Below are 24,896 nucleotides of genomic sequence, written 5' to 3'. Positions count from 1 at the left end.
ATCGAAAAAATGAATTTACACGTGATGTTTTGTCCGGTAGCAATTCACCAACCGGTCGGTCAGCGTTTGGAGGCGAGACCGACAACGACTTGGAGGAGACGCGCATGGCGCAAGCATTCATCTGTGACAGCATCCGCACGCCCATTGGCCGCTATGGTGGGGCGCTGTCGTCGGTTCGGGCCGATGATCTGGCCGCCGTGCCGCTGGCCGCATTGAAGGACCGCAACGCGGGTGTGGATTGGGACAGCGTCGATGACGTGATCTTTGGATGCGCGAACCAGGCGGGGGAGGACAACCGCAACGTGGCGCGCATGGCGACCTTGCTGGCGGGCCTGCCCGATGTGATCCCCGGCACCACCGTCAACCGCCTGTGCGGCTCTGGCATGGACGCGATTGGCCTTGCCGCGCGCACCATCCGCGCCGGGGACGGCGATCTGCTGCTGGCGGGCGGCGTCGAAAGCATGTCCCGCGCGCCCTTCGTGATGGCCAAGGCCACCAGCGCCTTTAGCCGCAACGCGGAAATCTACGACACCACCATCGGCTGGCGCTTCAAGAACCCCAAGCTGGACACCCAGTTCGGCACGCATTCCATGCCCGAAACCGCCGATAACGTCGCCGAGGACTATGGCATCAGCCGCGCCGATCAGGACGCCTTTGCCCTTGAATCGCAGCGCCGCTGGGCGCAGGCCCATGCCGCCGGGATCTTTGCCGATGAAATCACCCCGGTGAGCATCCCACAGCGCAAGGGCGATCCGCTGACCGTCGACACCGACGAACATCCCCGCCCCCAGACCACGCCGGATCAGCTGGCCAAGCTGCGCGGCGTCAACGGGCCGGACCTGACGGTCACGGCGGGCAACGCCTCTGGCGTCAACGATGGCGCGGCGGGGGTGATCGTTGCCTCCGAGGCCGCCGCCAAGGCCAACGGCCTGATCCCGCAGGCGCGCGTGGTTGCCATGGCCGCCGCTGGTGTGGCCCCGCGTGTCATGGGCATCGGCCCGGTTCCCGCCACCCGCCGGGTTCTGGCGCGCGCGGGACTCACGCTGGACCAGATGGATGTGATAGAATTGAACGAAGCCTTTGCGGCGCAGGGCTTGGCCGTGCTGCGCGAGCTGGGCTTGCCCGATGCGGCCCCGCATGTGAACGCCAACGGCGGCGCGATTGCCATGGGCCACCCGCTGGGCATGTCCGGTGCGCGTCTGGTTCTGCACGCCACGCGCCAGCTGCACCGCACGGGCGGGAAATACGCGCTCTGCACCATGTGTGTCGGCGTCGGTCAGGGGATCGCCATGATCCTCGAACGTGTTTGAGCCACAGGAGGTACGACCATGTACGCCCAGATGATCAAGTCCGAAAAGTCCAACGAGACCCCCGAGGAGCTCGCCGCCTTTCAGGCGCGCATTGACCGCGGCGAGCGGATTGAGCCCAAGGAATGGATGCCCGAGGGCTACCGCAAGACGCTGATCCGCCAGATCGGCCAGCACGCGCATTCCGAGATTGTCGGCCAGCTGCCCGAGGGCAACTGGGTCACCCGCGCGCCGACCTTGGAACGCAAGGCAATCCTGCTGGCCAAGGTGCAGGACGAGGCGGGCCATGGTCTGTACCTCTATAGCGCCTGCGAAACGCTGGGTGTCTCGCGCGATGAGCTGTTCGAAAAGCTGCACTCGGGCGCGATGAAATACAGCTCGATCTTTAACTACCCGACGCTGACCTGGGCCGATATGGGCGCGGTCGGCTGGCTGGTCGATGGCGCGGCGATCATGAACCAGGTGCCGCTTCAGCGGACCTCTTATGGTCCCTACGCCCGCGCGATGATCCGCATCTGCAAGGAAGAGAGCTTTCACCAGCGCCAGGGCTATTCGGTCATGATGAAGATGGCTCAGGGCACCGAGGCACAAAAGGCCATGGCGCAGGATGCGCTCAACCGCTTTTGGTATCCGGCGCTGATGATGTTCGGCCCGTCGGACGCGGAATCCGTGCACTCGGAACAGAACATGGCGTGGAAGATCAAGATCAACTCGAATGACGAGCTGCGCCAGCGCTTTGTCAACGAGACGGTCCCGCAGGCGCATTACCTTGGGCTGACGGTCCCGGACGAGAACCTGAAATTCAACGAAGAGACCGGCAACTGGGACTTCTCGCAGCCCGACTGGACCGAGTTTTTCGAGGTGCTCAAGGGCAACGGCCCCTGCAACGAAGAGCGCCTTGGCGCGCGGCGCAAGGCTTGGGACGACGGCGAGTGGTTCCGCGACGGTCTGAGCGCCTACGCCGAGAAATCCGCAGCGCGCCGCGCCGCTGTGGCAGCAGAATAAGGGAGGAAACCCCATGTCGAAAAAAGAATGGCCCCTGTGGGAAATCTTTATCCGCGGTCAACACGGCCTGAACCATCGCCACGTCGGCAGCCTGCACGCGCCGGACGCCGAGATGGCGATCAACCACGCACGCGACGTCTATACCCGCCGCAAAGAGGGCGTGTCGATCTGGGTCGTGCCCTCGTCCGAGATCACCGCATCCAGCCCGTCCGACAAAGGCCCGCTGTTTGATCCGGCCGAAAGCAAGGTCTACCGCCACCCGACCTTCTTCGACATTCCTGACGAAGTGGGGCACATGTGATGGCTCTGGACGCAACGCAAGTGGATCAAAAGGCGCTGTTCGACTGGCTTTGCCGGATGGGGGACAACGCGCTGATCCTCGGGCACCGCACGTCTGAATGGTGCGGCCATGGCCCGGTTCTGGAGGAAGACATCGCGCTGGCGAACACCGCGCTGGACCTGATTGGCCACACGCAGATGTGGCTGGGGCTGGCGGGCGAAGTCGAGGGCGCAGGCCGCACGGCGGACAACCTCGCGTATCTGCGCGACGCCATGCAGTTTCGCAACGTCAAGCTGGTCGAGCTGCCCAACGGCGACATCGGTCAGACGATCATGCGCGAGTTCCTGTTCGACGCGTTTCACTTTGAAATGCTGACGGCGCTGGTGGCGTCTGCCGACGCCCGCGTGGCCGAGATCGCCGCCAAGGCCTTGAAAGAAGTGGCGTATCAGTTCGACCGCTCGTCGGACCTGGTGGTCCGCCTCGGGGACGGCACCGCAGAAAGCCACGACCGGATGCAGGCCGCGCTGGAGCATTTCTGGCCCTACACCGGCGAGATGTTCGTGGCCGATGCGGTGGACGAGGCCATGGCGCAGGCGGGCATCGCCCCGGCCCTGTCCGAGATCGAATCCCGCTGGGACACGCTGGTGTCGGAAACGCTGGCCGAGGCGACCTTGGTCTGCCCCGAGCGCCGCGCCGACGTGCACACCGGGGGAAAGCAGGGCCGCCACACGGAACATCTGGGCTATATCCTGGCCGAGATGCAGTTCCTCCAGCGTGCCTATCCGGGGGCGGAATGGTAGAGCCGGACACCATATGGCAATGGCTGGCCGAGGTTCCCGACCCCGAGATCCCCGTGGTCTCGGTGACGGAACTGGGCATCATCCGCGAGGTCCGCTGGGACGGTGACACGCTGCATGTTGCGGTGACGCCGACCTACTCGGGCTGCCCGGCTACGGCGGTGATCGACCTGATGGTCGAGGACAAGCTGCGCGAGAAAGGCGTCGAAAAGATCGCCCTTGAACGCCGGTTGTCGCCGCCTTGGACCACCGACTGGATAACGGGCAGCGCCCGCGACAAGCTGCGCGAATACGGGATTGCTCCGCCGGTGGATGGCACCGCCAGCGATGGCCGGATGGGCCGCGCGGCACGCATGGCGGGGTCGAACCTGACCATCGAATGCCCGCGCTGTGGGTCCAGCCACACGGACAAGGTCAGCCAGTTCGGCTCGACCCCGTGCAAGGCCGCCTATGTGTGCCGCGACTGCCTGGAGCCATTTGACTATTTCAAGTGCCACTAGAGGCACGTCCGGCACCGCAGGTGCCCTGCCCGCTCATGGCCTAAACCCTTTCAGACAAGAGGAGGTCTGACATGCCCCGCTTTCACACTCTGGATGTCACCAACGTCGAGCGGAACACCCGCGACGCGGTCACCGTCACCCTGCGCCCACGCGATGGCGATTTCGACTTTATCCAAGGCCAGTACCTGACCTTCCGCCGCGATTTCGACGGCGAAGAGCTGCGCCGCAGCTACTCGATTTGCGCGGGCCTTGACGATGGCGCCCTGCGCGTCGGGATCAAGCGCGTGGACGGTGGCGCCTTCAGCACCTGGGCCAACGAAGAGCTGCAACCCGGCGACACGCTCGAGGCGATGCCGCCGCAGGGCCGCTTTTTCACCGTGCTCGACCCCAGCACCGCCAAGAATTACCTCGGCTTTGCCGGCGGCTCTGGCATCACGCCCGTCCTGTCGATCATCAAGACGACGCTGGCGCGCGAGCCGGGCAGCACCTTCACGCTGGTCTACGCCAACCGCCAGGTCACCTCGATCATGTTCCGCGAGGAAATCGAAGACCTCAAGAACACCTATCTTGGCCGTCTCTCGGTGATCCATATCCTTGAATCCGAAGGCGATATTGACCTGTTCACCGGCCGCATCGACGCCGAAAAGATGGAGGCGCTGTTCCGCCTTTGGATCGACGCCGAGACCGTGGACACGGCCTTTATCTGCGGGCCGGAACCGATGATGCTGACCATCAAGGACAGCCTGCTGAAACACGGCCTGACCGAAGATCAGGTCAAGTTCGAGCTGTTCGCCAGCCAGCAGGGCCGGGCCAAGAAACGCGCGGTGTCGCGCCACGTACAAAACGACGGCGCGCAATGCGACGTGACCGTCACGCTGGATGGCGAGACGCGCGCCTTCAAGATGCCGAAAGACGGCACCGCCGTGCTGGACGCGGCGATCGACAACGACATGGACGCACCCTATTCGTGCAAGGCCGGGGTCTGCTCGACCTGCCGCGCCAAGGTCACCGAGGGCGAGGTCGAAATGATGACCAACCACGCGCTCGAAGACTACGAAGTGCGCGCCGGGTATGTCCTGTCCTGCCAGTGCATCCCGCTGTCGGACAAGGTAGTCCTGACCTACGACGAATAAGCGCACTTGGGATTGGGACGGGCCGTTCAGGCCCGCCCTTTGCGCTTGGTCCGCCAGAACGGCGGCACATCCCCTGCCATGATGCAGCCGTAGGGGTCGATGTAATCTTCGATCTCGGCCAAGCCAAAGCTTTCGATCTGCCGCACAACGTTGTCCGCGCGCTTGTAGCTGGATGGCAGCTCCGAGGCGTCCACCGCCCCGGCGTGGAACCGCACGTCCAGCCCTTGGGTTTCGGCGCGCAGCATCTGCTCGGGCGTGACGGAGCCCATGCGGCGGCGATGCTCGGACCGGGAAAAGTTCCGCCCCGCGCCATGCGGGCTGAACCCCAAGCCATGATCCGCGTCCTTGCCGCGCACCACCAGAACCGGCTCTGCCATGTTCAGCGGGATCAGGGTCAAGCCATTGGCGTCGCTTGCATAATCCCCCCAAGCCGGGGTCGCCCCCTTGCCGTGCAGGTACAGATCGCCGCGCTTGAACACAAAGTTATGCTCGTTCCAATAGCGGTCCCCAAGCTGCGCGCCGGTCGCCTCTAGCGTGGCCTGATGGAGCGCCGTGTGGTTCGCCTTGGTCCACTTGCGGATCAGCTGCAACGCCTGCCAATAGGCGCGCCCCTCGTCGGTGTCGGCGGGAATCCAGGCGTTCTGCTTGGGCGTCTCGGGCGAGAGCCGCTTGCGGAACTTTTCAGCCGCGATCATCCCGTGTTTGTACAGCACCGCCCCCGGCCCACGAGAGCCGTGATGCGTCACCATCGCCGTCCGCCCGGTCTTGCGCGAGCGCCCCACAAACAGGAAGTGGTTCCCATCCCCTTGCGTGCCCATATGTTCCTGCGCCATGCGCAAAGCCTTGGGGTTGTTCAGGAAAACGTTCTCGCGAAAGGCATCGAGCAGCTTGAGCGACACGGTGAACCGCGTCCCATTGCGCCGCCCGCCCGGGCCGAAATGGGTCACCGCTTGGGCCGCGTCCAAGACCGCCTTGGGGTCAACATCGCCAAGGTCCGACAGCATCACCGAGCAGCAGATATCGGCCGAGTGCATCCCCGGATGGATCGCATTCCGCGCCGCCACGACACCGCCCACCGGGATCGTGCCCACCGGCCCAGCCGGGCAGGCGTCGGGCATGACCGCTCCGGCCTCGACCGTGGGCACACGCATGACTTCGGTCATGGTCTCGCGCACCTTGGTCAGGTTGTCGGCCTCGTCGGCGTCGCTGGTTTCGATGTTCTCATGGAAGGCGACAGCCCCCGGCGCACGCAACGGCAGATGCGGCGGGTCCAGCGGGAATTCCGCCTCAAGATCCGCACGGATTTTCGCCAGGCCAAAGCCTTCGGCCCGCAGCGCATTGGCGCGTGCCAGGATGGCCGGGTATTCCTTGCCGGGGCGATGCCCCCACTCTTTGAGATGCTCGCCAGTCACGGCGTCAATCATTTCAATCGTCATATCGTTACCCTCCGCGGGGGGCCGTCCCCCGCTTACGTCAAAAGTCTCGGCGACAAAGGTGGCCGCAGTTGCGACCCTGAGAAACAACCCGGGACCCGCCCCGCTTGAGTTGCCCCAAGCGTTTGCCGTCTGGGCGCCCGCAAGGAGGGGAATTGAACCCACTCGGCGACCCGGAAAAAGATGCGCTGTAGTTCCTCGGGCATTCGCCGAGACTGTTCCTTTCGTTTTGGTTGCGCGGACAAGGGGTTGCGAGACGGGTACATTTTGAAGCTGTAGTCCCGCAGGCATTCCGCGCAGTTTTGTTTGGCCCCGCCATCCGGCCGGAAAACCGGTTTCCACTATTCCTGATGGCGGGCGCGTTTGGCCCCGCCATCCGGGCGGAAAACCGGTGCCCACTTTTCCTGATGGCGGGCGCTTACACCTCGATCGATCCGATCCGGGCCAGCCAATCCGCGCCACCGCTTTGGCCCTTGGCGAACATCGCGATCTGGTCCCAGACCACATCCGAGAACCCGCCAATGTTCAGCACGTCAGGGCGGCTGGGCACCTGCGTCGTCGCATAGGGGGCGATGTCCAGACACACCAGCCGCGCGCGCGGGTTGCGCCGTTTCAGCACGTCCCATTCGCGCAAAGCCGGCGTGCCTTGGTTGCCGAAATCACCGCCGAGCCAAGACTCGTTGTCCGACACCATCACCACCAGATCGGGCGCTTCGCCTCGGTCGTTTAGCCACCGCAGGGGCGCGGCGCAGTTCGTCCCGCCCCCGGCCAAAGCGGCCAGCCTTTCGGCGTTGGTCAGCACCGTGTCCTGCGCGCGCAAAGACGCCTCGCGCACCCGCACTTCAAACGGCAGGACGTGCGCGCCCCTGTTCGCCCGCAGCACCGCCGCCGCGACCAACGCCGCCACATCGACGCAGCGCACCGCCGTGCTGGCCCCCCGCCGATAGCCCGTCACCGGGCACAGCATTGAGCCGGACACATCCGGGCAGACAACGACCCGCCCCGGCACGCTCGGGACATTGGCCACCGCGTGCTCCATCGCCTCATACAGCGCCTCGACAATCGGCACAGGCATCTCTGGGCTGATGTTCTGCGCCGCCACCATCAGCTGGTAGGGAAAGGCACGCGCCTTGGCGATGGCCTCTGGATTGCGCAGCAGATCGGCCACGCGCACGACCACCTCAGGGTCGGCAAAGGCGCCGTTCCTCAGCAACATGTTCAAGCCCTGCCGCACCATCTGCCAAGACCCATTGCGCGCCACCTGCCCCCATTGTTCAGGCGTCAAAGGCAGTTGCGTCAGCATCTGGAACGGCACATCCGGCACCTCGCCCTGCCCCGTTTCACGGAACGCCAGCCAGTCCTGCACCGCCTGCGGCAGCAAGGCCGCCTCGCAGGGACGCCCGACGATCCACGCAAAAAGCGCTTCGCGTTCAGGGGTTTGCGGCTTGGGGTGGACCATCTTGATGACATCCGCCAGCGTCGGGTTGCCGCCGATACGCGCGTTCAGCAGCGCCCAGTCGGACGCGCCGTTCAGCCAATTCTGCACCATCGCCTTGGGCGCGGACCCCAGCGAGCGCCGCCCCGTCTGCCCCGAGCGCACGACCTGCACAAAGCTTCGCAGCATCTTGCCATTGTCGACCACGCGCGCAAACGCCTTGCGGAACAGCGCCGGATCGCGCCGCGCCAGAACTGCGAGCAGCACCGCGGGCATGTCCTTCATATAGCCGCTTTCGCGGGCATAGATCGCGGTCTGCGCCAACATTTGCGGCGAGACCGCCTCGGCCAGTTTCAGAACCTGCGCCAGTTCCTGCTGCGGCTGGGTGTAGAACATCCCGCCAAAGGTGCCGGTCACCGCCATCTGCGCCAGTGCTTCGGCGTCGGACAGGGCGTAGGCCGCGCCGCCCGCCGCGTTGCGGGTGGTGGTCGGCAGCACCGCTTTCAGGGATGCAAACAGAGATGCGTTTGCCATGGCTGTGGTCCTTTTCGTTTTGCTGGGCCTGTTGTGCCATGGGCCGCGCTGGGTGCCGAAGAAAAAGCGATTTCCGGATAACACTCTGGATTTGCTGAAAAACTTCGCAGATTGCGCCAAGGCGTCCCGCAATATACGATCCAGATGTATCGCTGTATATCGAATTGGATCGCACTATGCGCAACGTGGTCATCGGCTTTCTGGGCACCCAACTGGATGCGGGCAAAAAGCGCCGGTGGAAGCCGACCGTCAGCCTTCTGACCCACCCCGGCTTTGACGTCGATCGGATTGAGCTGCTGTACGACCACAATTTCAGCCGCCTTGCGCACCGGGTTGCGGATGAGCTGCGCGAAGCCTCGCCCGACACCGAAGTGCTGCTGCAACGGCTTGATCTGGACGACCCTTGGGACTTTGAGGAAGTCTACGGCAAGTTGTTCGACTTTGCCCGCAGCTATGGCTTTGACGAGGACCGCGAGCGCTATCACGTGCATCTGACCACCGGCACCCACGTGGCGCAGATCTGCTGGTTCCTGCTGACCGAGAGCCGCCACGTCCCCGCCAAGCTGCTGCAATCCGGGCCGCCGCGCGGGCTGGAACAAGGGTCAAAGCTGGACATCATCAACCTTGACCTGTCGCGCTACAACGCGCTGCAACAGCGGTTTGACCAACTCTCGCGCGAATACTCGGACCAGCTGAAAGGCGGGATCGAGACGCGCAACCCCGCCTATAACGCCTTGATTGATCGCATAGAATTGGTGGCCAGCAAGTCCGACGCGCCGATCCTGCTGCTGGGTGAGACGGGCACCGGCAAGACCGATCTGGCCGCGCGCATCCACAACCTAAAGCTCGACCGACGCCGGGTCAAAGGCCGCATGGTCCACGTCAACTGCGCCACGCTGAACGGGCCGGACGCCATGGCGATGCTGTTCGGCCAGCGGCGCAGTCACACCGGGCTGGCGGGAAGTGAACGCAGCGGCCTGCTGCGCGAAGCGGACGGCGGCACGCTGTTTCTGGACGAGATTGACGCGCTTGGGATGAACGAACAGGCCGTCCTGCTGCACGCGATCGAGACCGGGCGTTTTTACCCCGTCGGGTCAGATTACGAGGTGTCGAGCCGCTTTCACGTCATTGCCGGGGCGGGCGTCGATCTGCGCACCCGCGCCGCCGAGGGGCGCTTTCGCCCCGATTTGCTCGCGCGTCTGACCATGTGGTGCTTTACCCTGCCGCCGCTGCGCGCCCGCCCCGAGGACGTAGAGCCGAACCTGATGTTCGAACTGGCGCGGGCCGAACGGGAATTGGGCGTGCAAACCGGCTTTAACAGCGACGCGCGCGACCACTATCTGCGGTTTGCCCGCGATCCCGCGACCGCTTGGCCGGGGAATTTTCGCGATTTCAGCGGGTCGGTGCGGCGTCTGTGCACGCTGGCCCCCCGTGGCCGCATCACCCGCGCCATGGTCGACCAAGAGATCGCCGCGCTGCAAGCCGACTGGGCGCAGGCCAGCCGCGATGACGACACGCGGTTGCTGTCGGACCTCTTGGGCGCGGCGGCGCAGGACATCGACCCGTTTGATCAAGTGCAACTGGCGCAGGTGGTGCGCGTCTGCGCCGCCTCCAGCAGCCTCAGCGCGGCGGGCCGCACGCTCTTTTCGGTTTCGCGCACGCGGCGCACCAGCACCAATGACGGCGACCGCTTGCGCAAGTACCTTGCCAAGTTCGGGCTGGATTGGGAACAGGTCAGCGCCCTTTAGGCGCCCTGCGCCCCTCAGTCGCTGCGCAAAACGCGGATGTTGACGTGAAACGCCTCGTCCCATTCGCCGTCCTCAAAGGTGATGGCGCGGCCTGTGGCCCAGCGTTTGGCAAGCGGTTCATCAAGGTTCAGCACCTTGGGCCGCACCTTGCCGAAGAGAAAGTTGATGGTCGAGCGCAGCTTGAGCCGCCCCTGCGCATCCAGCGAGACGCGCAGATCTTTGTAGGCATCGGTTTTCTGGCGCGACAAATCCTGAAAGCCCAGCACCTCGGTCCGGCCATTTTCCACCTTGATCGCCACCGACCCGAGGGTTTCAATCTTGCCGGGACGATAGGCCGGATCGGGCCGCCGGCGGAAATAGGCGTCGTCCCAGCGGCGACGGACAAAGATCCGGTAAGTGCCGTCCAGCGTGGCGGGCGCGGCGTTGTATTCATCGGCGATCCGGTCAAGCAGGTTGGCGCTGAGGTAGCCCGTCTCTTCGATCAGGTTTTCCTTTTGAAAGGCCCGCACGGCACTGCGCGAGGCAGGCCCGAACAGCCCGTCCGGCTCGCCCAGACCATAGCCCAAGGCATCCAGCGTGCGCTGAATATCCCGGTAGTCGTCGCGCCCAAGGCTCAGGGCCGCCTCGGTTTCCTCTGGCGACAGAGCGGGGCCGGCGCCCGGGTCCGGCACAGGGGTGTTCAACAATGCGGCAAAGCGCGTCGGGCTGGCATCCGGCGCGGGCTTGGCAGGCGCGTCCGCCTCGCTGGGGGCGCGCAATTGCGTCAAGGCCAGCTCTGCCGCCTGCGCCGCCATGGTTGCGGGATGATCGTCGATCACAGCGCGCAGAGCCACGGCGCGGGCGGAGACCTCTGCCTGCCCCAGCGCGTCCAAAAGGGCGGCATTGGCAAGGCTCTCACGCTCGGCGGTTGCGCGGGCGGCGGCGCTGTCGGCCTGCTGCGCGGAGGCTTTGGCGGCGGCGGCCTTGGCCGCTTCGGCTTCGGCCAGAATGCGGGCGCGCTCATCCGCAAGGGCGGCCTTTTCCGCCTCGAGGCGCTGGCGCTCTGCCTCAATGTCATCCAGCACCACGTCGCCGCGCACGGCGGCCTTGAGCACCTTGGACTGGCGCAGGATGTCGGCCATGGGCACGGCAAAGTTCACCGCCCCCGCCCGGCTGCCCGCATGGTGCAGCGCCACGACCTGTTTGAGATCGGTGTCGATCACCGGCGAGCCAGAATTGCCCGGCAGCGTGTCACAGGTGTGCCGCAGCCGCCCCGAGGCCACTGCCGGACTGTCGGCTTGGCACTTTTCGCGGCTGATGCGCTGCGCCTCGCCCATGGGATGGCCGATCACCCACAGCGGATCGCGGTCAGAGGGCAAAACGGACGACAGCTCCAGCGCGCCGAACTCGGCGTTGGCATCACCGCCGACCACTTGCAGCACCGAGTAATCCAGCGCTTCGCTGGTTTCCAGCGGGGCGGGATTGACGTGGAACATGCGCGTGCCCTCTTCGATGCCGTCGCGCAGGTAGCCCATGCGCAACTGCACCGCGATGATCGCGCTGGCCCCTAGTTTTTCGTTGTTCAGAATGCCCGGCACACAGTGGTGGTTGGTCACCAGCCTGTTGCCCTCGACCAAAAAGGCGGTGCAGGGCGCGTGGCCCTTGTCGGTCAGGATATCCAGCCGCCCGATGGGCCGCCCGGTGCGCGCAAAGACCGAGGTCGCGCCGTAGTTGGACACGAATTCATTGTTGTAATCGCCGATCTGCGCCTCAAACTCGGCCCCCGGCAGGGCGGATTGATTGCGCGACAGGACGGTGTTGCCAAAGGTGCTGGCGTCGAACATCAACAAGTCCTGAGCCTGCGCCCCTTGGGCCAGTGCCATCCCCCCGGCCAAGATCATCGCTGCGCGTTTCATCGAAATGCTCTCCCTTTTGGCGGCCTGCTTTGACCGCTTGGCCGGGCCAGAATGTCATGTCTGAAAAGTGGTGTGTTCAATCCCAGCGCGCCGGGCCCGGCCAGTGTAGGCAGCAAGACGGCCCTGTGCCAAGGGCGCAATCCCTGCCCCTTGCGCGACGCTGAGACGCGACTTTTGGATTTTGCCTGAGTGATACCTTTGGATTTTGCCTGGAGGGGCTAGAATTCGCGGCTAAGCCGCTGATTTTCCCGAAAGATTTTTGAGCGCAAGATTGCCGCAATCCGAAGCGCGGGTTTGGAGCGACTAACCCATTGATTTTGTTTAAATCGGGGCCGACTGCGGAACCGATTGCGGAACCTTATTGATCCTCAAACTCTGCATATGCCAAGAGCTGCAAGCAGTTGTCGGGATCGTCGGAACCACGCGCTTCCATCTCGTTCATCACGTCTTGGCAAGCCTCCGCGTAATACGGTTGAACTGAAGCTGCTGCCTTGGCGTAGTTGGCCAAGAAACCTCTGAAGTCCTTTGCTATATCACTGAAGTCGCGGACCAGCCGCATGATAGCCAAGCGCATACCCGCGCGCTCAATATCGGTCATCTCCCCACCAAACAGAAAGAGATCGCCTTCACCTTGGTCCAGCTTCCGATACCGAGCTGGGATGCTGTTTCGATTGCGCCAGTTGGCAATGGCGCTTCTGCTCACCATCAACCGGAAGGCCAAATCGCTATCACTATCAACGCCGAAGCGCCGTTTCATACGTTCGATGATTTCACCAACGTCATTGGCGTCTTCCATGGTTGACCGTCCCTTTGTGAACAGGTATGCTCATTGTGAACAACCTGAAAGCTATGCTAATAAATATGTCCCAACGTTACCCCATCTCCTGAGCTATTGAAAGAAGTTCGCGCCAAGCTGGTGCTGCGAGGAACGTCGTTCGCGGCCTTCTGTGCGGAGCATGGATTTGTGCGCCAGCATGTTGGCGACGTGGTTGCCGGAAAGCGCGACGGGAAGAAGGCGCGTGAGCTCGTTCAAGCTTTCATGACGAAGCTCAGGGAGACGGAATGAACTACGTCACCACAGAGCAATTTTCAGAAGTTGTCGGCATTTCTGATCGTGCGGCGCGGAAAGCTTACGTGAAGGCCGCAGCAAACAAGCCGTGGCGCGGCCACCATCTGCCGGTTGTGCAGCTCGATGGGCAGCGCGGCGGGGCGGGTGGCGCGACCTGGGCGATTGACCTGGCACGGGCCACGCCCGCGTTGCTGGCAGACTTCCCGGCCTTGGGTGAGCTTCTGGACCCCGCCCCGGTGCCCGCTGTTCCGGCGGCGAAATCCGAAGTCGATCCATGGCGGACGAAGGTTCAGGGCCAGCGGTTCGACCTGATCAAGCCCGCCATCGGCACGGAACCGGGCACCAAGGAACGGGCGGACACGTTGCGGAAAATCGCCGCAAGTGCAAAGCCTTGCTGGGGAACATCGAAGCCGCCGAACATCGTTACCTTGCGGAAATGGCTGCAAGACTATGACCAGCGCGGGCTTGCTGGGTTGATCCCCGAGGCATCCGCTCTCAAGGGACGGTCCAAGGTGCTTGTCAGCCGTGTATGGGACGGCGGCATTGACCTGGACGAAGATCGGCGGGCGGCGGTAGCGCGGTCCCTGGACACCTACACGCGGTCCCTGATCGCCAAGAGCGTGTCTGGCATCAAGGCCAGATCACTGGCGGAAACCCGGCTGGTGGAGCTGTGTCAGGAGGCGGGAAGCCTGTTGTCGCTGGCTGAGCTGGAAAGCATCTGCAAGATCACCCAGAAGTACATCGACCGCTTTGCAGCATACCGTCGCGTTGCCCGTCATGACCATGACAACAAAGCGTTTTTCGACAATGATCGCGGACGGATCAGGCGCGGCAAGTGCGCATTGCCGATGGAAGTCGTCTATGGCGACGTCCACCCGATCAACATCTACATGCAGGCAGCAGACGGCAAGGGCCAGCGACGGCTTCGGCTGATCACTTGGATGGACGATTGCACCCGCTACATGTGGGCTTCGGTTGCGGTATTTGAGAAGGGCCGGGGCATTCGTCAGACCGATATTGCCGACTCGCTGTTCAATATGGTCTGCGACCCCGTGGGCGGCGTGGCCCATACCCTGTACCTGGACAACGGCGGTGAGTATTCCGCCCTGGGTGAGGCCATGGCGGAAATCCCCGGCGCGGTGGACGTGCTCGAAGGCTTCGGTGGTGTGGTCAAGGCGCGGCCTTACAACGGTCCTGCAAAAGGGCTGCTGGAACATTCCTTTGCGATACTGGAACAAGGCTACTTCAAGCATATACCCGGATGGATCGGCGGGGACCGGACGAACAAGAAGACCCATGCTGTGGGCAAGCCTGTAAAGGGCTTTTCAGGCACCGTTGAAGAGCTTGTTCAAGCCGTCTTGGACATGGTTGCAGCCTACAATGCCGCGCCTCAGGGCGGGCAGCTCAAGGGCACGTCGCCCCGCGCCGCAATGCAGGACGCAATTGAACGCGGCTGGCAGTCGGTGACGATGGATGTTGACAGTTTCGACTTCGCCTTTTCCCGTCGCGATGATCGTGCCATTCGCCAAGGTGGCTTCCGTTTGGACAACACCTGGTGGAGCAGCGATGCGACCCAACGGCTGGGCGCGGGCGATGTTGTAAACCTGCGCATTCCCCTGCGAAGCGGCGCTCAAGGCGTCTACGTTCTGCATGATGGACAACGTCTGCATGGGCGCGCGCTTCCGGAGACCCTGTATCACCCGCTGGACCGTGACGGCGCGCGGGAGAGTGCCCGCCGGAACCGATTGCAGGAAGAGGCAATTCGCCAGCTCAAGAAGGGCGTGGACCCCAAGGTTGATCCGGCGACGGAGATCCTCAGGGGCGTGGATCGGACCCCGTTGGACGTGGTGGCCGGAACCACCATCGGCCTGGACGACGCAAGCCCGCGCCACAACGAACACGAGCACATCGAGCGGCGGCGGTCGCAAATGATCGAGATTGCGGAAGACTTCGGCTGGGCCGGGTACTCCGACGAGCGAAGAGCCGAAGGGAACTGATTTGGACGTCACCCCTTCGGCACTTCTAAATGCAACCCCTGTCAAAAGGTATAAAATGACAGAGGGACCCAGACTTCCTACCATTGAAACTCCTTTGTTCGCAACTATCCGTGGCGTCATCGGGGAAGTGCTGGAAAGCGCAGGGCTTGCCGTTCTGCGCGGTCCAGTGGGCATCGGCAAGAGCTATGCCCTGGCACAGGTTTGCCAGTCGCTTTCGGACAACGGCGCGACTGTGTTCCTGATCACTGCGGGCGGTTCGCTCGAAGGCAAGGTTATCGAGTTCTGTCGCGCCATTCATGGGCGCGCGGGGCTTTCGGCCTCCGAGGGGCTGGAGCAAGCCTTTCGCGAGCTTTCCGGCTATCCGTTCCGGACGTGGGGCCACCGCGTTATTCTGGTGGTGGATGAGGCGCAAGAGTTGAAAGCCTCCGTCATTTCCTTGGTGCGCGAGCTTTGGGATCGCGGGGAAGCCGCGCGCCTTGGCGACGAACACTGCCCATCCTTCGGCCTTGTCTTGGTCGGGAATGATCAGTTCCTCTCGGACGGCACGCGCAAGGATCGGGTCAACCTGTTACCGCTCTTGGATCGTGTCACGCATGACGTGCGGCTGGCACGTCCGACCGAAACCGATCTTGCCAACTTCAACGCCAGCCTTTTTCCGGAAACGCTGGGCGAATACCGCCAGCTTCGTGAACGGGCACAAGCCTTTGCAGAGCAGCGCGGGAACTTCCGAGGCATCGCCACTGCGGCGCGGCAAGCCCTTCTGCGGGCGGATCGGGAAGGCTCCGAGGTGCAGTTGAAGCACCTGGACACGGCAATTCGTATGATGGGAGGCCGGTGATGATCTATCAAGAAGAAGACTACCGCGCGGTAAACGCGCGGGAAGGCAAGGCACTCTTTATTCCCGGCAAAACGGATGAGCAGATGAAATCTGAATACGAACAGCGCGAGGCCAAGGCGAATACACCGCTCACTGTCGAACTGACCATGACGAACCGTGAAGCGGATCGTCTCTGCGATGCGCTGGACGAGGTGCTTTACACCTATAAGCGCGCGGCCACTTTGTTCGACTTCATGTATGAGGCGCTGGCGTCCGGCTACTTCGGCGCTGACCACCCCGGCATTCTTGCTCTCTGCGAAGTGTCGGGCAAGGCTTTCAGCGCGGCGGCAGAAGGCGACGGGGATTTTGTCGAACGGATGAACCGCGACTTCAAGCTTGAAGTCATTGCGAAGCAACGTGAACAGGAGCAAGCGGCATGACCATTTCCACGAACCAGCTCAAGTTGCTGTGGACCGCGAAGACCAAGGTGCGGCTCAAGGATGATGACTTTCGAGTGGCGCTGATCCACCTGACCGGCTGCACCAGTACCAAGGAGCTGGATACAGACGGCTTCGACGTGATGATGGGCTTGATGGAATGGATGGGCTTCAATCCCGTCTCCGCCCATGGCCCGAACTACGGGGATCGCCCAGGCATGGCGAGCTTCCGTCAGATCGAATTCATCCGCACCCTCTGGCACGAATACACGGGCGGCAAGGCGGGCGAAGACGAGCTGAACAAATGGCTTCTGAGCAAGTGGAAGCTGTCCAGCCTGCGGTTCCTGCGCGCCGACAAGGCGGGCAAGGTGATCACCGCGCTCAAGGTGATGAAGAGCCGCGCCGCCTGATCGGTGCGCGACGACCTGGACAAGACGGGCGGTGCCGAAAGGTGCCGCCCTTCTTCGTTTTCGGCCAAGGGCGATTTTAGCGCCGTAGAGCGCCGCTTTCCCCTTTGGGCACCCTTGCCACCTGAAATGCGCTCGCGGGTATTCAAACGGTGTTCAAATTCAGTCTCAGACAGCATTTCATTCGACACCTTGGCGCGCATCTGCTACAGTATGGCTTGCAGGCGTGACACGGTGATATTCTCGCGGCCGTAACACGGTCCACCGGACCGGAGTGCCATGCAGGGTTTCCGGGCAACCGGGGGCGAGGCCCTGCCGCCTGCACCTTCTCCAGTTCAGCCGCCCGAATGTGCGGGATCAACCTTCCCGACGTCCGGGGCCTTCCTGAATTGCTAGAGTGTTTCCAGAAATTGCAACAGCGGCTTGCGGGCCGCGCCTGACCTGGGAAAACACTGATGATCGTGAATGCCTCAAACCTCGCCCTTGCCTTCAAGGGCTTCAAGTCCGTCTACACCGATGCCTTCCTGAATGCCCCGGTGGACTGGGACAAAATCGCCATGGTCGTGAACAGCGACGGCAGCGAAGAAGAATACGGCTGGCTTGGCGCGTTCCCGCAGTTGCGTGAGTGGATCGGGCCGCGTGAGGTCAAGTCGCTCACGGCGCATGGCTTTGCCATCCGCAACCGGAAATTCGAAAGCACGATTTCCGTGTCGCGCGAGAAGATCGAAGACGACAAGCTGGGCGTCTTCAAACCGATGTTCTCGGAGATGGGCCAGCTTGCGAAGACCCATCCCGAAGAGATGATCTTCGCGCTCCTGGCCGCTGGTTTCGACACCGAATGCTTCGATGGTCAGAACTACTTCGACACCGACCACCCCGGCTTCGACAAGAACGTCGAGGAAACCACCTATTCGAACATGCAGGACGGCACGGGCGAACCGTGGTTCCTGCTGGATACCAGCCGCGCCGTGCGCCCGATCATCTGGCAGGAGCGCGTCAAGTACGAGTTCACCGAGATCACGGCGGCGAATGACACTCACGTGTTCTTGCAGGATGAATATGTCTACGGCGTCCGGGCGCGTGTGAACGCGGGCTTTGGTCTGTGGCAACTTGCCTTCGGCTCGAAGGCTGAACTGAACACCGACAACTACGCCAGTGCCCGCGCGGCCATGATGAATTTCCGCAGTTCCGAAGGTCGCATCCTTGGCGTCAAGCCCAAGTTGCTGCTGGTGCCGCCGTCGATGGAAAGCGCCGCGCTCAAGCTGGTGAACAGCGACCTTGGCAGCGGCGGTGAAACCAACGAATGGAAGGGTACTGCTGACCTGATCGTCACGCCGTACCTTGCAGCGTAAGCGAAAGGATCGGACCAATGGCAGCTTTGACTTCTGACCGTAACACCCCGGCCCGCGTCGGGGACAACCGCCAAGACACCGTGGCGGCAAATGTCCGCATCTTCGCAGGCGCACTGCTGATGCGTGATGCGGCGGGCAATCTGACACCCGGCGCGACGGCCACGGGCGCGACCGGCGTAGGCCGCGCCGAAGAGGCCGTGGACAATACCGGCGGCGCGGCGGGCGCGCTGTCCGTCCCATGGTGCCCCGGCGTATTTCAGGCGCTCAACCACGGTCCCGATGCCGTGAGCGCGTCGGACCTGGACGGCCTGTGCTACTTCGTCGATGACCAGACCGTGGCGGCAACGGATGGGACGGGCACACGGTCCCCCGCCGGGATCGTGGAGGCCGTGACTTCAACCCATGTGTGGGTACGGTTCGACGCGGGCTTGACCCGTGCCGCCGCCGGGACGTCCTGACCATGAGCGACATGATCACCGTTCACTGTGACCATGCGCGGGCACCGCGCCGGAATGGGTCCACCTGCTGTCCATCGGCTGGAACAATGCGCGCGACGGGCGGCGCTTCCTTCTGGACGAACCGGAGGCGGTGCTTGCCGCCTTCGACGCGGGCGGGATCGACCTGCCCATGGATTACGAACACCAGAACGACCGCCCAGAAGCCAAGCTGTCCGGTCCCGTCCCGGCGGCAGGCTGGATCAACGAACTTGCGGCACGGGCGGACGGAATTTGGGGACGCGTCGAATGGACCGAACGGGCGCGGGCGCTGATCGCCGCGCGCGAGTATCGCTTTCTGTTCCCTTCCATGCTGGCCGAAAAGACCACGGGTAAGGTGCTGCGCATCAAAGGCGCTGCCCTTGTCCACAATCCCGCTCTGCACCTGACCGCCCTTGCTTCCGAGGAAACCCCAATGTCTTACACGCCGACTTTCCTGTGCCATCTCCGCGCCATCATGAAGCTCGAAGAGAGCGCTTCCGAAGACGACATCCTGGCAACCCTTGAGCGCCGGTTGGAAGCCAAGCCGGACCCGAAGGACTATGTGCCGGTGCAAGCTTGGGAAGAGACCTCGCGCCACATGGCGGCAGAGCTGGCAGCATTCAAGGCGGAACGGATCAACGCCAAGGTCGAAAAGGCCATGGACGAAGGCTACTTCCTGCCCGCCGCAAAGGAATGGGCGCTGGACCTGTGCCGATCTGACGAGGCGCAGTTTGACAAGTTCCTTGAGACCACACTGCCGCCTTGGGCCTACCTCACGCAAACGCTGTGTGACGGCTCGCCGCCGGTATCCAAGCGCGATGCAGCCTCCCACGCTTCAGAAGAGGTGCAGCTACTCAGCGAACAACTGGGCCTCACGCCCGACCGTTTCGACTGATCAGAATTGCCGCGTTCCATCCCCAGCGGCAATCCCGCCTTGCGCGGGCAAAAGGTCAGGGCGAGGTCAGCGCCCTGACCTTCGATTTAGGCAAGAGGCCGTCGCAATGTCAGAACACCTTCCCGCCATCCGCTACCCTCGCCACCCCGCGCACCTCGACGCCTATGTTGAGGTACTGGGGCCAGCCTTGGCAGTGCGCTTCCTGATCGCCTTCGGCGGTTGCCCGATGTACTTCCCGGACGATCCGAAGGGAAGAAGCATGGCCGAAGCTCTGATCGGCCCTGCGCGTCTGCAAGCCCTGGGCCAGCGAATGCCCAGCCGTTCGATTGAAATTCCTGTGCCGCGCGTGTGGCTCATTCTCGCGCTCAAGGCCGAAGGCAAGGGCATTGCCGAGATTTGCCGAACATTGAAGACCACCAGCCGGAACGTCAAAGACGTGATCCGCCGAGACATGCTGAAGGCGCGAGCCGCATGACAGACTTCCTCAGCCGCGCCGACAAGATCAGGCAGGATATCCAAGATGCCCGCGAACTTGCGCGGGCCGGATTGGATCGCCTGGGGCTGGCCTACGCCGAACTTGAAGACCTTGTTCAAGACACATTGAAGGCACCGCCCAGCGAAGCCCTTCGCTGTGATGTGCCGGTGACGGACCATCGCCGCGCGCACCGTTCCGGACGTCCCGCCAAGCTGGACTCGGACCCCGAGCTTCGCGCGTTCGTTTTAGCCCGGATCGACCGCTTGACCTTCCCGCAGATCGAAGCTGATATTGCCGAAGCCTTCCCTGAGGATCGCCGCGTCCGCAAGAGCGCAATCCATGCGTGGTGGACCCGCAGGAAGTCCCTGTAATGGCCCATCCGGATATCCTCAAAAGGTCCGGACGGTCCCGGAACTCCCGAGGACTACCGGCCACTTCCGGATAAAATCCATAAGTATCAGTAAGAATTGATAAGTATCACTACAACGGGTCGTTCGGCGCATCCGGCGCGGGGCGCGCAAAATTTTTTCAAAAAAAATTTTGGGCCGCTGCATCCAAACGCGCCGTTGCCCGAGTCAGAGAGGTAGAAGGCAACGGCAGACCCGTCGCCACGCGTCCCGAAAGGACATATGATGAAAACGACTTTGACCGCGCTCACCCTGACCACTCTGCTCTCTGCCACCGGCGCGCAGGCGGCGGGTCACGGCGGCCTGATGGCCATCGGCCTGTCCGGCGACAAAACCCTGCACACGATCGACGCGGCCTCGGCCGAGGTGACGGCGACGATGAACATCATCGGCGTGGACCGGCTGCTGGGCCTCGACCTGCGCCCCGCCACCGGCCAGCTGATCGGCGTGACCGACGCCTTTGAGATCGTCGAGATTGACCCCTCGACCGGCGTGGCCACTGTGATCTCGACCATGGACAAGGAATTGCCCATCGAAGAAGGCGCCCCGGTGATCGTCGACTTTAACCCCAAGGCGAACAAGCTGCGCTTTATGTCCGGCACCACCAACCACCGCGTGGATATCGAAAGCGGTGCGGTGACCGTGGACGGCACGCTGGCCTTCGAAGATCAGGACATGCACGCATGCGAAGCCCCGGCGATTGTCGCGGCGGCCTACATCAACTCCTTCGGTCAGCCCGATGCCACGGCGATGTATGACATCGACAGCACCATCGTCGCGCTGATCCAGCAGACCTCGCCCAACGACGGCACACTGGCGGCGGTTGGCAAACTGGGCTTTGACGGCTCGGACAGCTACGCCTTTGACATTGCCACCGATGCTGCGGGCAAGAACACCGCGTGGCTGGTGGCGATGGATCAGCTGCACACCGTCTCGCTCGAAGATGGCTCGGTCACCGAAAGCTGGGACATCACCGGCGCGAATGGTGCTAGCCTGCGCGACATCACCTTTATGACCGCCAAGTAAGCCTTTGATGCGGTTATGATGGTCCGGCGCGTCCCCTCGGCGCGCCGGATCGCTTTGCGCCTGTGGAAACTTACCGATGCGTGACAATGCCTTAGCCCCTGCGGATGCGCCGTTGTGCCCAATGGATTTGACAGGCATAGGACACGCAATAGCTGTGAAAGACGAAAAGGGCACAGGCCCACAGCAGCAGGAGCACAGCCCCCGGTGACCGACCACGCCCAATTGATCGAGGCCTGCGCCGCCGGAGACCGCGCCGCTCTGAAACGTTTGCTGGACGCCGAAGGCGGGCGCATGTTGGGCGTGGCCACCCGGATGCTGAGGCGTTCTGATCTGGCAGAGGACGCGGTCCAGGACGCGATGGTTCTGGTCTGGCGGCGTGCCGGGCAGTATGATCCGCAGCGCGGCAGTGCCTTGGGGTGGATCTACACGATCCTGCGCAACCGCTGCCTGACCATGCTGCGCAATGAGGCGCGCGAGACGCCGACCGCGCCCGATGTCATCGACGAGACGCGCGAGGGCAGCGTGCTGGACCACGCTTGGGACCGTCTGGACCATGCCTCGGACCTGCGCCGCTGTCTCGAAGGGCTGGACGCAGGCACCCGCCGCGCGATCCTGTCGTCCTACGTGCTGGGCCACAGCCACGGCGAAATCGCGGGCCGCATGAAAGCGCCGCTCGGCTCGGTCAAATCCTGGGTCAGGCGGGGATTGTCGAAACTGCGGGAGTGTCTGTCATGACGGATCGCGCAATGGATGTGCTGATTGACGAGGTGGTCGTCGGCTTGGCCGAGGACGCCGACGTGGCCCGCCTAGAGGCGCTGGCCGCTGAGGACCCCGTGCTGGCTGCCCGGTTGGATGTGGCGCGCGCCAAGTTCGCCGCCTTGGATGCCACGGCGGATGAGCTGGCGGTGCCCCAAGACCTATGGGCGCGGATCGACGCTGAATTGAATTCTGAACCCACGGCAACCGCGCCGCAGCCCACGCCCTCAGCCGGGGTGATTGACCTCTCTGCCGTGCGGGCGCAGGTGTCGCGCTGGCGTGCCTCGGCCCTGACCGGGATCGCGGCGGCGCTGGTGATGGCGATCCTGCTGGGCTGGAACGTGCTGACCCCGCAAGATCCGGCCGTCGTGGCCATCTTGCTGGACGCGCGCGGCGAAGCCGTGGCGATGGTCGAAGGGATGCCCGACAACACCACCCGCGTGACCTTGCTGGAGCGGCAGGACGTGCCGCCGGACCAGGTCATGCAGGTCTGGACCAAACCGCGCGCCGATGGGCCGCCGGTGTCGCTGGGCCTGCTGGAGACGGGCCGCTCGCGGACCCTGACGATCCAAGGGTTGCCGACGCCAAACCCCCAGCAACTCTATGAAATCACGGCAGAACCGGCGGGCGGCTCGCCCACGAACCTGCCCACCGGCCCGATCCTGGGCAAGGGTTTGGCAAAGGCGCCGGTGATCTAAACCTCGCCTACAAACCCCTGCCCATCCGTCAGGCCACCCTCACGCCGCCTTGGCCCAAGCCCCGGCGCGGGCGGCGTCCTGCGCGAACGCGGCAAAGTCGCGCGGTGCACGGCCCAAGGCGCGTTGTACCCCGTCCGCCAGATGCGCGTTGCGGCCATCCAGCGTCTCGCGCGCGATGGCGGTCAGCAGATCGGCGATCATCGCGCCGTGCTCTGACGACAGCGCCGCGTGAAACGCCTCAAAGCTGATCGGGATATGGGCGATCTGCCGCCCGGTCGCCTGCGTCATCACCTCGGCCATCTCGGCAAAACTCAGCAGACGCGGGCCGGTGACCTCATAGGTCTGGCCGTCGTGGCCCTCTTCGGTCAGGGCCGCCACGGCGACGTCGGCAATGTCGTCCACGTCGACGATCGGCTCGCGCACAGCGCCCCCCGGCATCCGCATCACGCCCGCCATCACCGGCCCCATCAGCGCGCCTTCGGAAAAGTTTTGGGCAAACCACGCGGCGCGCACGATGGTGAACGGCAACCCGGCGGCGCGGACCATCTCTTCGGCGCGCTGCGCATGATACTCGCCCCGCCCGGTCAGCAGCACCAGCCGCGACACGCCCGCCGCGCGCGCCTGATCCACAAAGGCGGTGACGGTTTCGACCGCGCCGGGCACCGCGATATCGGGCGAATATGAGATATAGACCGCCGAGACACCGTCCAGCACCGGCCCCCAGGTCTGCGGCTGGGTCCAGTCGAACGGCAGCGCTGCGGTGCGCGAGCCGCGGCGCACGAGCAGGCCGCGGGCCTCAAGGCGGCTGGCGATCCGCGCGCCGGTCTTGCCGGTCGCGCCAAGGACGAGGATGGGTTTGAGAGCGTTGGTCATGGGGTATCTCCTTTGGAAAAGCGAAGGTGCATCGTTGTCGATGGCCCGAACTTGGGCGATCCCAGCCGGACGTACCATTCCCGCACGTCTTGCTTTCTTATCCAATCGTCCAGCATGTCTGGACGCGAGGGATGAGCTGCGGCAGAGTGTGCCCATGACCCAGCCCCATGTCCCCGACCCCGCGCGCCTTGCCCAGCCCACCGGCGATCCGCTGGGCGAAATCCTGCATCTGCTCAAGCTGACCGGCACCTTTTACTGCCAATCACGCATGACCGCGCCTTGGGGGATCGCCATCCCCGGCTTTCCAGAGGTCATGAGCTTTTTGGTGGTGATCGACGGCACCGCCCGCTTGCAGGTTGGCACCGATGCGCCCTTCGAGGTCACCAAGGGCGAGCTGGTCCTGATGACGGGCGGCGCGCCGATCAGCCTGTCCAGCGACGCAGGCGCACGGCTGCACACGCTCGAAGAGCTGCCGATCCGCAAGGTCACCGACCTGTATGAGACGGTGGAATTCGGCGGCGGCGGCGCGCCGTGCAGCGCCATGTATGGGCTGGTGCGGCTGGACCATGCCTCTAGCCCGATGCTGATGGCGCTGCTGCCGGACGTGCTGCGGATCGACCCGTGGGACGAAGAGGCGGGCAGCTGGCTTCAGGGCACGCTGCGGTTCATTGCGCGCGAGGCAGGCGCGTTGCGACCGGGGGGCGAGACGGTGATCACCCGGCTGGCCGACGTTGTGGTGATCGAGGCGATCCGGCGCTGGCTGGCCCACGCGCCAGAGGCGAACACCGGCTGGCTGCGCGCCGCGCGCGATCCGCAGATTGGCCGTGCCATCGTCGCCATTCACCGCGATCCCACCGCCGATTGGACGGTCGAGGGGCTGGCGCAGGTGGCGGGGCAGTCACGCTCGGCTTTTGCGGCGCGCTTTACGGCGCTGGTGGGCAAACCGGCCATGCAGTACCTGACCGAGTGGCGCATGAACCTCGGCCGGCAAAGCCTGCGGGACACGCGCTTGCCCATCGCCAGCATTGCCGCCGATCTGGGCTATCAGTCGGAGCCGGCCTTTAACCGCGCCTTCAAACGGGTGTTTGGCATCCCGCCGGGACAGGTCCGGCGCGCCGCGCCACCCGGTTGATGCAGCCAGCGC

At 63.9% G+C, this 24,896-nt stretch carries 25 protein-coding genes; 20 read left to right on the top strand and 5 right to left on the bottom strand.

Annotated elements, in window-relative coordinates:
• Positions 1-104 precede the first annotated feature (104 nt).
• The 6 genes from pcaF to paaE all read left to right on the top strand — a co-directional run bounded on the left by pcaF (position 105) and on the right by paaE (position 5,022).
• On the top strand, positions 105-1,310 hold the full coding sequence (gene pcaF, locus B9A11_RS13620; RefSeq protein WP_058248590.1) for a 3-oxoadipyl-CoA thiolase: 1,206 nt from the start codon (positions 105-107) through the stop codon (positions 1,308-1,310).
• A gap of 18 nt (positions 1,311-1,328) precedes the next feature.
• On the top strand, positions 1,329-2,312 hold the full coding sequence (gene paaA, locus B9A11_RS13615; protein WP_058248589.1) for a 1,2-phenylacetyl-CoA epoxidase subunit PaaA: 984 nt from the start codon (positions 1,329-1,331) through the stop codon (positions 2,310-2,312).
• 13 nt (positions 2,313-2,325) lie between these two features.
• Complete coding sequence (gene paaB / locus B9A11_RS13610) at positions 2,326-2,613, top strand: 1,2-phenylacetyl-CoA epoxidase subunit PaaB (RefSeq protein ID WP_058248588.1); 288 nt, start codon at positions 2,326-2,328, stop codon at positions 2,611-2,613.
• The gene (gene paaC, locus B9A11_RS13605) at positions 2,613-3,392 is read left to right on the top strand and encodes a 1,2-phenylacetyl-CoA epoxidase subunit PaaC (protein WP_058248587.1); all 780 of its coding nucleotides are present in this window, start codon (positions 2,613-2,615) and stop codon (positions 3,390-3,392) included. Before paaB ends, paaC begins: the two co-directional genes overlap by 1 nt.
• Positions 3,386-3,889 carry a 1,2-phenylacetyl-CoA epoxidase subunit PaaD gene (gene paaD / locus B9A11_RS13600; protein WP_058248586.1) on the top strand — a complete coding sequence of 168 codons (504 nt, stop codon included), beginning with the start codon at positions 3,386-3,388 and terminating at the stop codon, positions 3,887-3,889. The genes paaC and paaD overlap by 7 nt, the downstream gene beginning before the upstream one ends.
• 71 nt (positions 3,890-3,960) lie before the next feature.
• The gene (gene paaE / locus B9A11_RS13595; RefSeq protein ID WP_058248585.1) at positions 3,961-5,022 is read left to right on the top strand and encodes a 1,2-phenylacetyl-CoA epoxidase subunit PaaE; all 1,062 of its coding nucleotides are present in this window, start codon (positions 3,961-3,963) and stop codon (positions 5,020-5,022) included.
• Positions 5,023-5,048: 26 nt separating this feature from the next.
• Here paaE and B9A11_RS13590 read toward each other — a convergent pair whose 3' ends face one another.
• Positions 5,049-6,458 carry an RtcB family protein gene (locus tag B9A11_RS13590; RefSeq protein WP_058248584.1) on the bottom strand — a complete coding sequence of 470 codons (1,410 nt, stop codon included), beginning with the start codon at positions 6,456-6,458 and terminating at the stop codon, positions 5,049-5,051.
• 415 nt (positions 6,459-6,873) lie between these two features.
• Positions 6,874-8,424, bottom strand: coding sequence for a vWA domain-containing protein (locus B9A11_RS13585; RefSeq protein ID WP_058248583.1), 1,551 nt, complete (start codon positions 8,422-8,424; stop codon positions 6,874-6,876).
• A 176-nt stretch (positions 8,425-8,600) separates the two neighbouring features.
• On the opposite strand from B9A11_RS13585, the gene rtcR reads away from it, so the two are divergent.
• Positions 8,601-10,172, top strand: a complete 1,572-nt coding sequence (gene rtcR / locus B9A11_RS13580) for an RNA repair transcriptional activator RtcR (protein WP_058248582.1) — start codon at positions 8,601-8,603, stop codon at positions 10,170-10,172.
• A 14-nt stretch (positions 10,173-10,186) separates the two neighbouring features.
• Here the strand turns inward: rtcR and B9A11_RS13575 are convergent, their stop codons facing one another.
• Positions 10,187-12,067 (bottom strand): trypsin-like peptidase domain-containing protein, encoded by a 1,881-nt coding sequence (locus tag B9A11_RS13575; RefSeq protein WP_058248581.1) that lies wholly within the window; start codon positions 12,065-12,067, stop codon positions 10,187-10,189.
• A 358-nt stretch (positions 12,068-12,425) separates the two neighbouring features.
• Positions 12,426-12,863 carry a helix-turn-helix domain-containing protein gene (locus tag B9A11_RS13570; RefSeq protein WP_058248580.1) on the bottom strand — a complete coding sequence of 146 codons (438 nt, stop codon included), beginning with the start codon at positions 12,861-12,863 and terminating at the stop codon, positions 12,426-12,428.
• A 266-nt stretch (positions 12,864-13,129) separates the two neighbouring features.
• Between B9A11_RS13570 and B9A11_RS13565 the strand changes: the two genes are divergently transcribed.
• From B9A11_RS13565 to B9A11_RS13510, 12 genes are all read left to right on the top strand, one after another.
• On the top strand, positions 13,130-15,133 hold the full coding sequence (locus tag B9A11_RS13565; RefSeq protein ID WP_058248579.1) for a hypothetical protein: 2,004 nt from the start codon (positions 13,130-13,132) through the stop codon (positions 15,131-15,133).
• 55 nt (positions 15,134-15,188) lie between these two features.
• A complete protein-coding gene (locus B9A11_RS13560; protein ID WP_083499898.1) occupies positions 15,189-15,971 on the top strand; it encodes an AAA family ATPase in 783 nt (260 codons plus the stop codon).
• Positions 15,971-16,390 (top strand): hypothetical protein, encoded by a 420-nt coding sequence (locus B9A11_RS13555; protein WP_058248577.1) that lies wholly within the window; start codon positions 15,971-15,973, stop codon positions 16,388-16,390. Before B9A11_RS13560 ends, B9A11_RS13555 begins: the two co-directional genes overlap by 1 nt.
• Positions 16,387-16,797, top strand: a complete 411-nt coding sequence (locus tag B9A11_RS13550; RefSeq protein WP_058248576.1) for a regulatory protein GemA — start codon at positions 16,387-16,389, stop codon at positions 16,795-16,797. The genes B9A11_RS13555 and B9A11_RS13550 overlap by 4 nt, the downstream gene beginning before the upstream one ends.
• 452 nt (positions 16,798-17,249) lie before the next feature.
• A complete protein-coding gene (locus B9A11_RS13545) occupies positions 17,250-18,146 on the top strand; it encodes a Mu-like prophage major head subunit gpT family protein (RefSeq protein WP_058248575.1) in 897 nt (298 codons plus the stop codon).
• 17 nt (positions 18,147-18,163) lie between these two features.
• The gene (locus B9A11_RS13540; RefSeq protein WP_058248574.1) at positions 18,164-18,604 is read left to right on the top strand and encodes a hypothetical protein; all 441 of its coding nucleotides are present in this window, start codon (positions 18,164-18,166) and stop codon (positions 18,602-18,604) included.
• Between the two features lie 64 nt (positions 18,605-18,668).
• Positions 18,669-19,517, top strand: a complete 849-nt coding sequence (locus B9A11_RS13535) for a phage protease (RefSeq protein WP_306345512.1) — start codon at positions 18,669-18,671, stop codon at positions 19,515-19,517.
• Between the two features lie 106 nt (positions 19,518-19,623).
• Positions 19,624-19,992 carry a hypothetical protein gene (locus B9A11_RS13530; protein ID WP_058248572.1) on the top strand — a complete coding sequence of 123 codons (369 nt, stop codon included), beginning with the start codon at positions 19,624-19,626 and terminating at the stop codon, positions 19,990-19,992.
• Complete coding sequence (locus B9A11_RS13525; RefSeq protein ID WP_058248571.1) at positions 19,989-20,363, top strand: hypothetical protein; 375 nt, start codon at positions 19,989-19,991, stop codon at positions 20,361-20,363. Before B9A11_RS13530 ends, B9A11_RS13525 begins: the two co-directional genes overlap by 4 nt.
• 261 nt (positions 20,364-20,624) lie before the next feature.
• Positions 20,625-21,425 carry a DUF4394 domain-containing protein gene (locus tag B9A11_RS13520; protein WP_234988850.1) on the top strand — a complete coding sequence of 267 codons (801 nt, stop codon included), beginning with the start codon at positions 20,625-20,627 and terminating at the stop codon, positions 21,423-21,425.
• 204 nt (positions 21,426-21,629) lie between these two features.
• Positions 21,630-22,160, top strand: coding sequence for a sigma-70 family RNA polymerase sigma factor (locus tag B9A11_RS13515; protein ID WP_058248569.1), 531 nt, complete (start codon positions 21,630-21,632; stop codon positions 22,158-22,160).
• Complete coding sequence (locus B9A11_RS13510) at positions 22,157-22,879, top strand: anti-sigma factor (RefSeq protein WP_058248568.1); 723 nt, start codon at positions 22,157-22,159, stop codon at positions 22,877-22,879. The genes B9A11_RS13515 and B9A11_RS13510 overlap by 4 nt, the downstream gene beginning before the upstream one ends.
• A 39-nt stretch (positions 22,880-22,918) precedes the next feature.
• On the opposite strand, the gene B9A11_RS13505 is transcribed toward B9A11_RS13510, so the two are convergent.
• Entirely contained in the window at positions 22,919-23,752 is an 834-nt protein-coding gene (locus tag B9A11_RS13505; RefSeq protein ID WP_058248567.1) for an NAD(P)H-binding protein, read from the bottom strand.
• Between the two features lie 154 nt (positions 23,753-23,906).
• Between B9A11_RS13505 and B9A11_RS13500 the strand changes: the two genes are divergently transcribed.
• Positions 23,907-24,884, top strand: coding sequence for an AraC family transcriptional regulator (locus B9A11_RS13500; protein WP_058248566.1), 978 nt, complete (start codon positions 23,907-23,909; stop codon positions 24,882-24,884).
• The last annotated feature ends 12 nt before the right edge of the window (positions 24,885-24,896 follow it).

This window comes from Tropicibacter naphthalenivorans, from assembly GCF_900176475.1.
GTDB classification, from domain to species: domain Bacteria; phylum Pseudomonadota; class Alphaproteobacteria; order Rhodobacterales; family Rhodobacteraceae; genus Tropicibacter; species Tropicibacter naphthalenivorans.
Note: the sequence above shows the minus strand (reverse complement) of the source record. Positions and strands in the feature narration are given on the sequence as shown.

Bases quoted from the DNA above. Each gene is read 5' to 3' on its own strand.
- B9A11_RS13560 (WP_083499898.1), top strand. From the start codon at position 15,189: ATGACAGAGGGACCCAGACTTCCTACCATTGAAACTCCTTTGTTCGCA.
- B9A11_RS13545 (WP_058248575.1), top strand. From the start codon at position 17,250: ATGATCGTGAATGCCTCAAACCTCGCCCTTGCCTTCAAGGGCTTCAAG.
- B9A11_RS13575 (WP_058248581.1), bottom strand. From the start codon at position 12,067: ATGAAACGCGCAGCGATGATCTTGGCCGGGGGGATGGCACTGGCCCAA.
- B9A11_RS13505 (WP_058248567.1), bottom strand. From the start codon at position 23,752: ATGACCAACGCTCTCAAACCCATCCTCGTCCTTGGCGCGACCGGCAAG.
- rtcR (WP_058248582.1), top strand. From the start codon at position 8,601: ATGCGCAACGTGGTCATCGGCTTTCTGGGCACCCAACTGGATGCGGGC.
- B9A11_RS13550 (WP_058248576.1), top strand. From the start codon at position 16,387: ATGACCATTTCCACGAACCAGCTCAAGTTGCTGTGGACCGCGAAGACC.
- paaE (WP_058248585.1), top strand. From the start codon at position 3,961: ATGCCCCGCTTTCACACTCTGGATGTCACCAACGTCGAGCGGAACACC.
- B9A11_RS13520 (WP_234988850.1), top strand. From the start codon at position 20,625: ATGAAAACGACTTTGACCGCGCTCACCCTGACCACTCTGCTCTCTGCC.
- paaC (WP_058248587.1), top strand. From the start codon at position 2,613: ATGGCTCTGGACGCAACGCAAGTGGATCAAAAGGCGCTGTTCGACTGG.
- pcaF (WP_058248590.1), top strand. From the start codon at position 105: ATGGCGCAAGCATTCATCTGTGACAGCATCCGCACGCCCATTGGCCGC.
- B9A11_RS13585 (WP_058248583.1), bottom strand. From the start codon at position 8,424: ATGGCAAACGCATCTCTGTTTGCATCCCTGAAAGCGGTGCTGCCGACC.
- paaA (WP_058248589.1), top strand. From the start codon at position 1,329: ATGTACGCCCAGATGATCAAGTCCGAAAAGTCCAACGAGACCCCCGAG.
- B9A11_RS13565 (WP_058248579.1), top strand. From the start codon at position 13,130: ATGAACTACGTCACCACAGAGCAATTTTCAGAAGTTGTCGGCATTTCT.
- B9A11_RS13590 (WP_058248584.1), bottom strand. From the start codon at position 6,458: ATGACGATTGAAATGATTGACGCCGTGACTGGCGAGCATCTCAAAGAG.
- B9A11_RS13525 (WP_058248571.1), top strand. From the start codon at position 19,989: ATGACAGACTTCCTCAGCCGCGCCGACAAGATCAGGCAGGATATCCAA.
- B9A11_RS13500 (WP_058248566.1), top strand. From the start codon at position 23,907: ATGACCCAGCCCCATGTCCCCGACCCCGCGCGCCTTGCCCAGCCCACC.
- B9A11_RS13570 (WP_058248580.1), bottom strand. From the start codon at position 12,863: ATGGAAGACGCCAATGACGTTGGTGAAATCATCGAACGTATGAAACGG.
- B9A11_RS13540 (WP_058248574.1), top strand. From the start codon at position 18,164: ATGGCAGCTTTGACTTCTGACCGTAACACCCCGGCCCGCGTCGGGGAC.
- B9A11_RS13555 (WP_058248577.1), top strand. From the start codon at position 15,971: ATGATCTATCAAGAAGAAGACTACCGCGCGGTAAACGCGCGGGAAGGC.
- B9A11_RS13530 (WP_058248572.1), top strand. From the start codon at position 19,624: ATGTCAGAACACCTTCCCGCCATCCGCTACCCTCGCCACCCCGCGCAC.
- paaD (WP_058248586.1), top strand. From the start codon at position 3,386: ATGGTAGAGCCGGACACCATATGGCAATGGCTGGCCGAGGTTCCCGAC.
- B9A11_RS13510 (WP_058248568.1), top strand. From the start codon at position 22,157: ATGACGGATCGCGCAATGGATGTGCTGATTGACGAGGTGGTCGTCGGC.
- paaB (WP_058248588.1), top strand. From the start codon at position 2,326: ATGTCGAAAAAAGAATGGCCCCTGTGGGAAATCTTTATCCGCGGTCAA.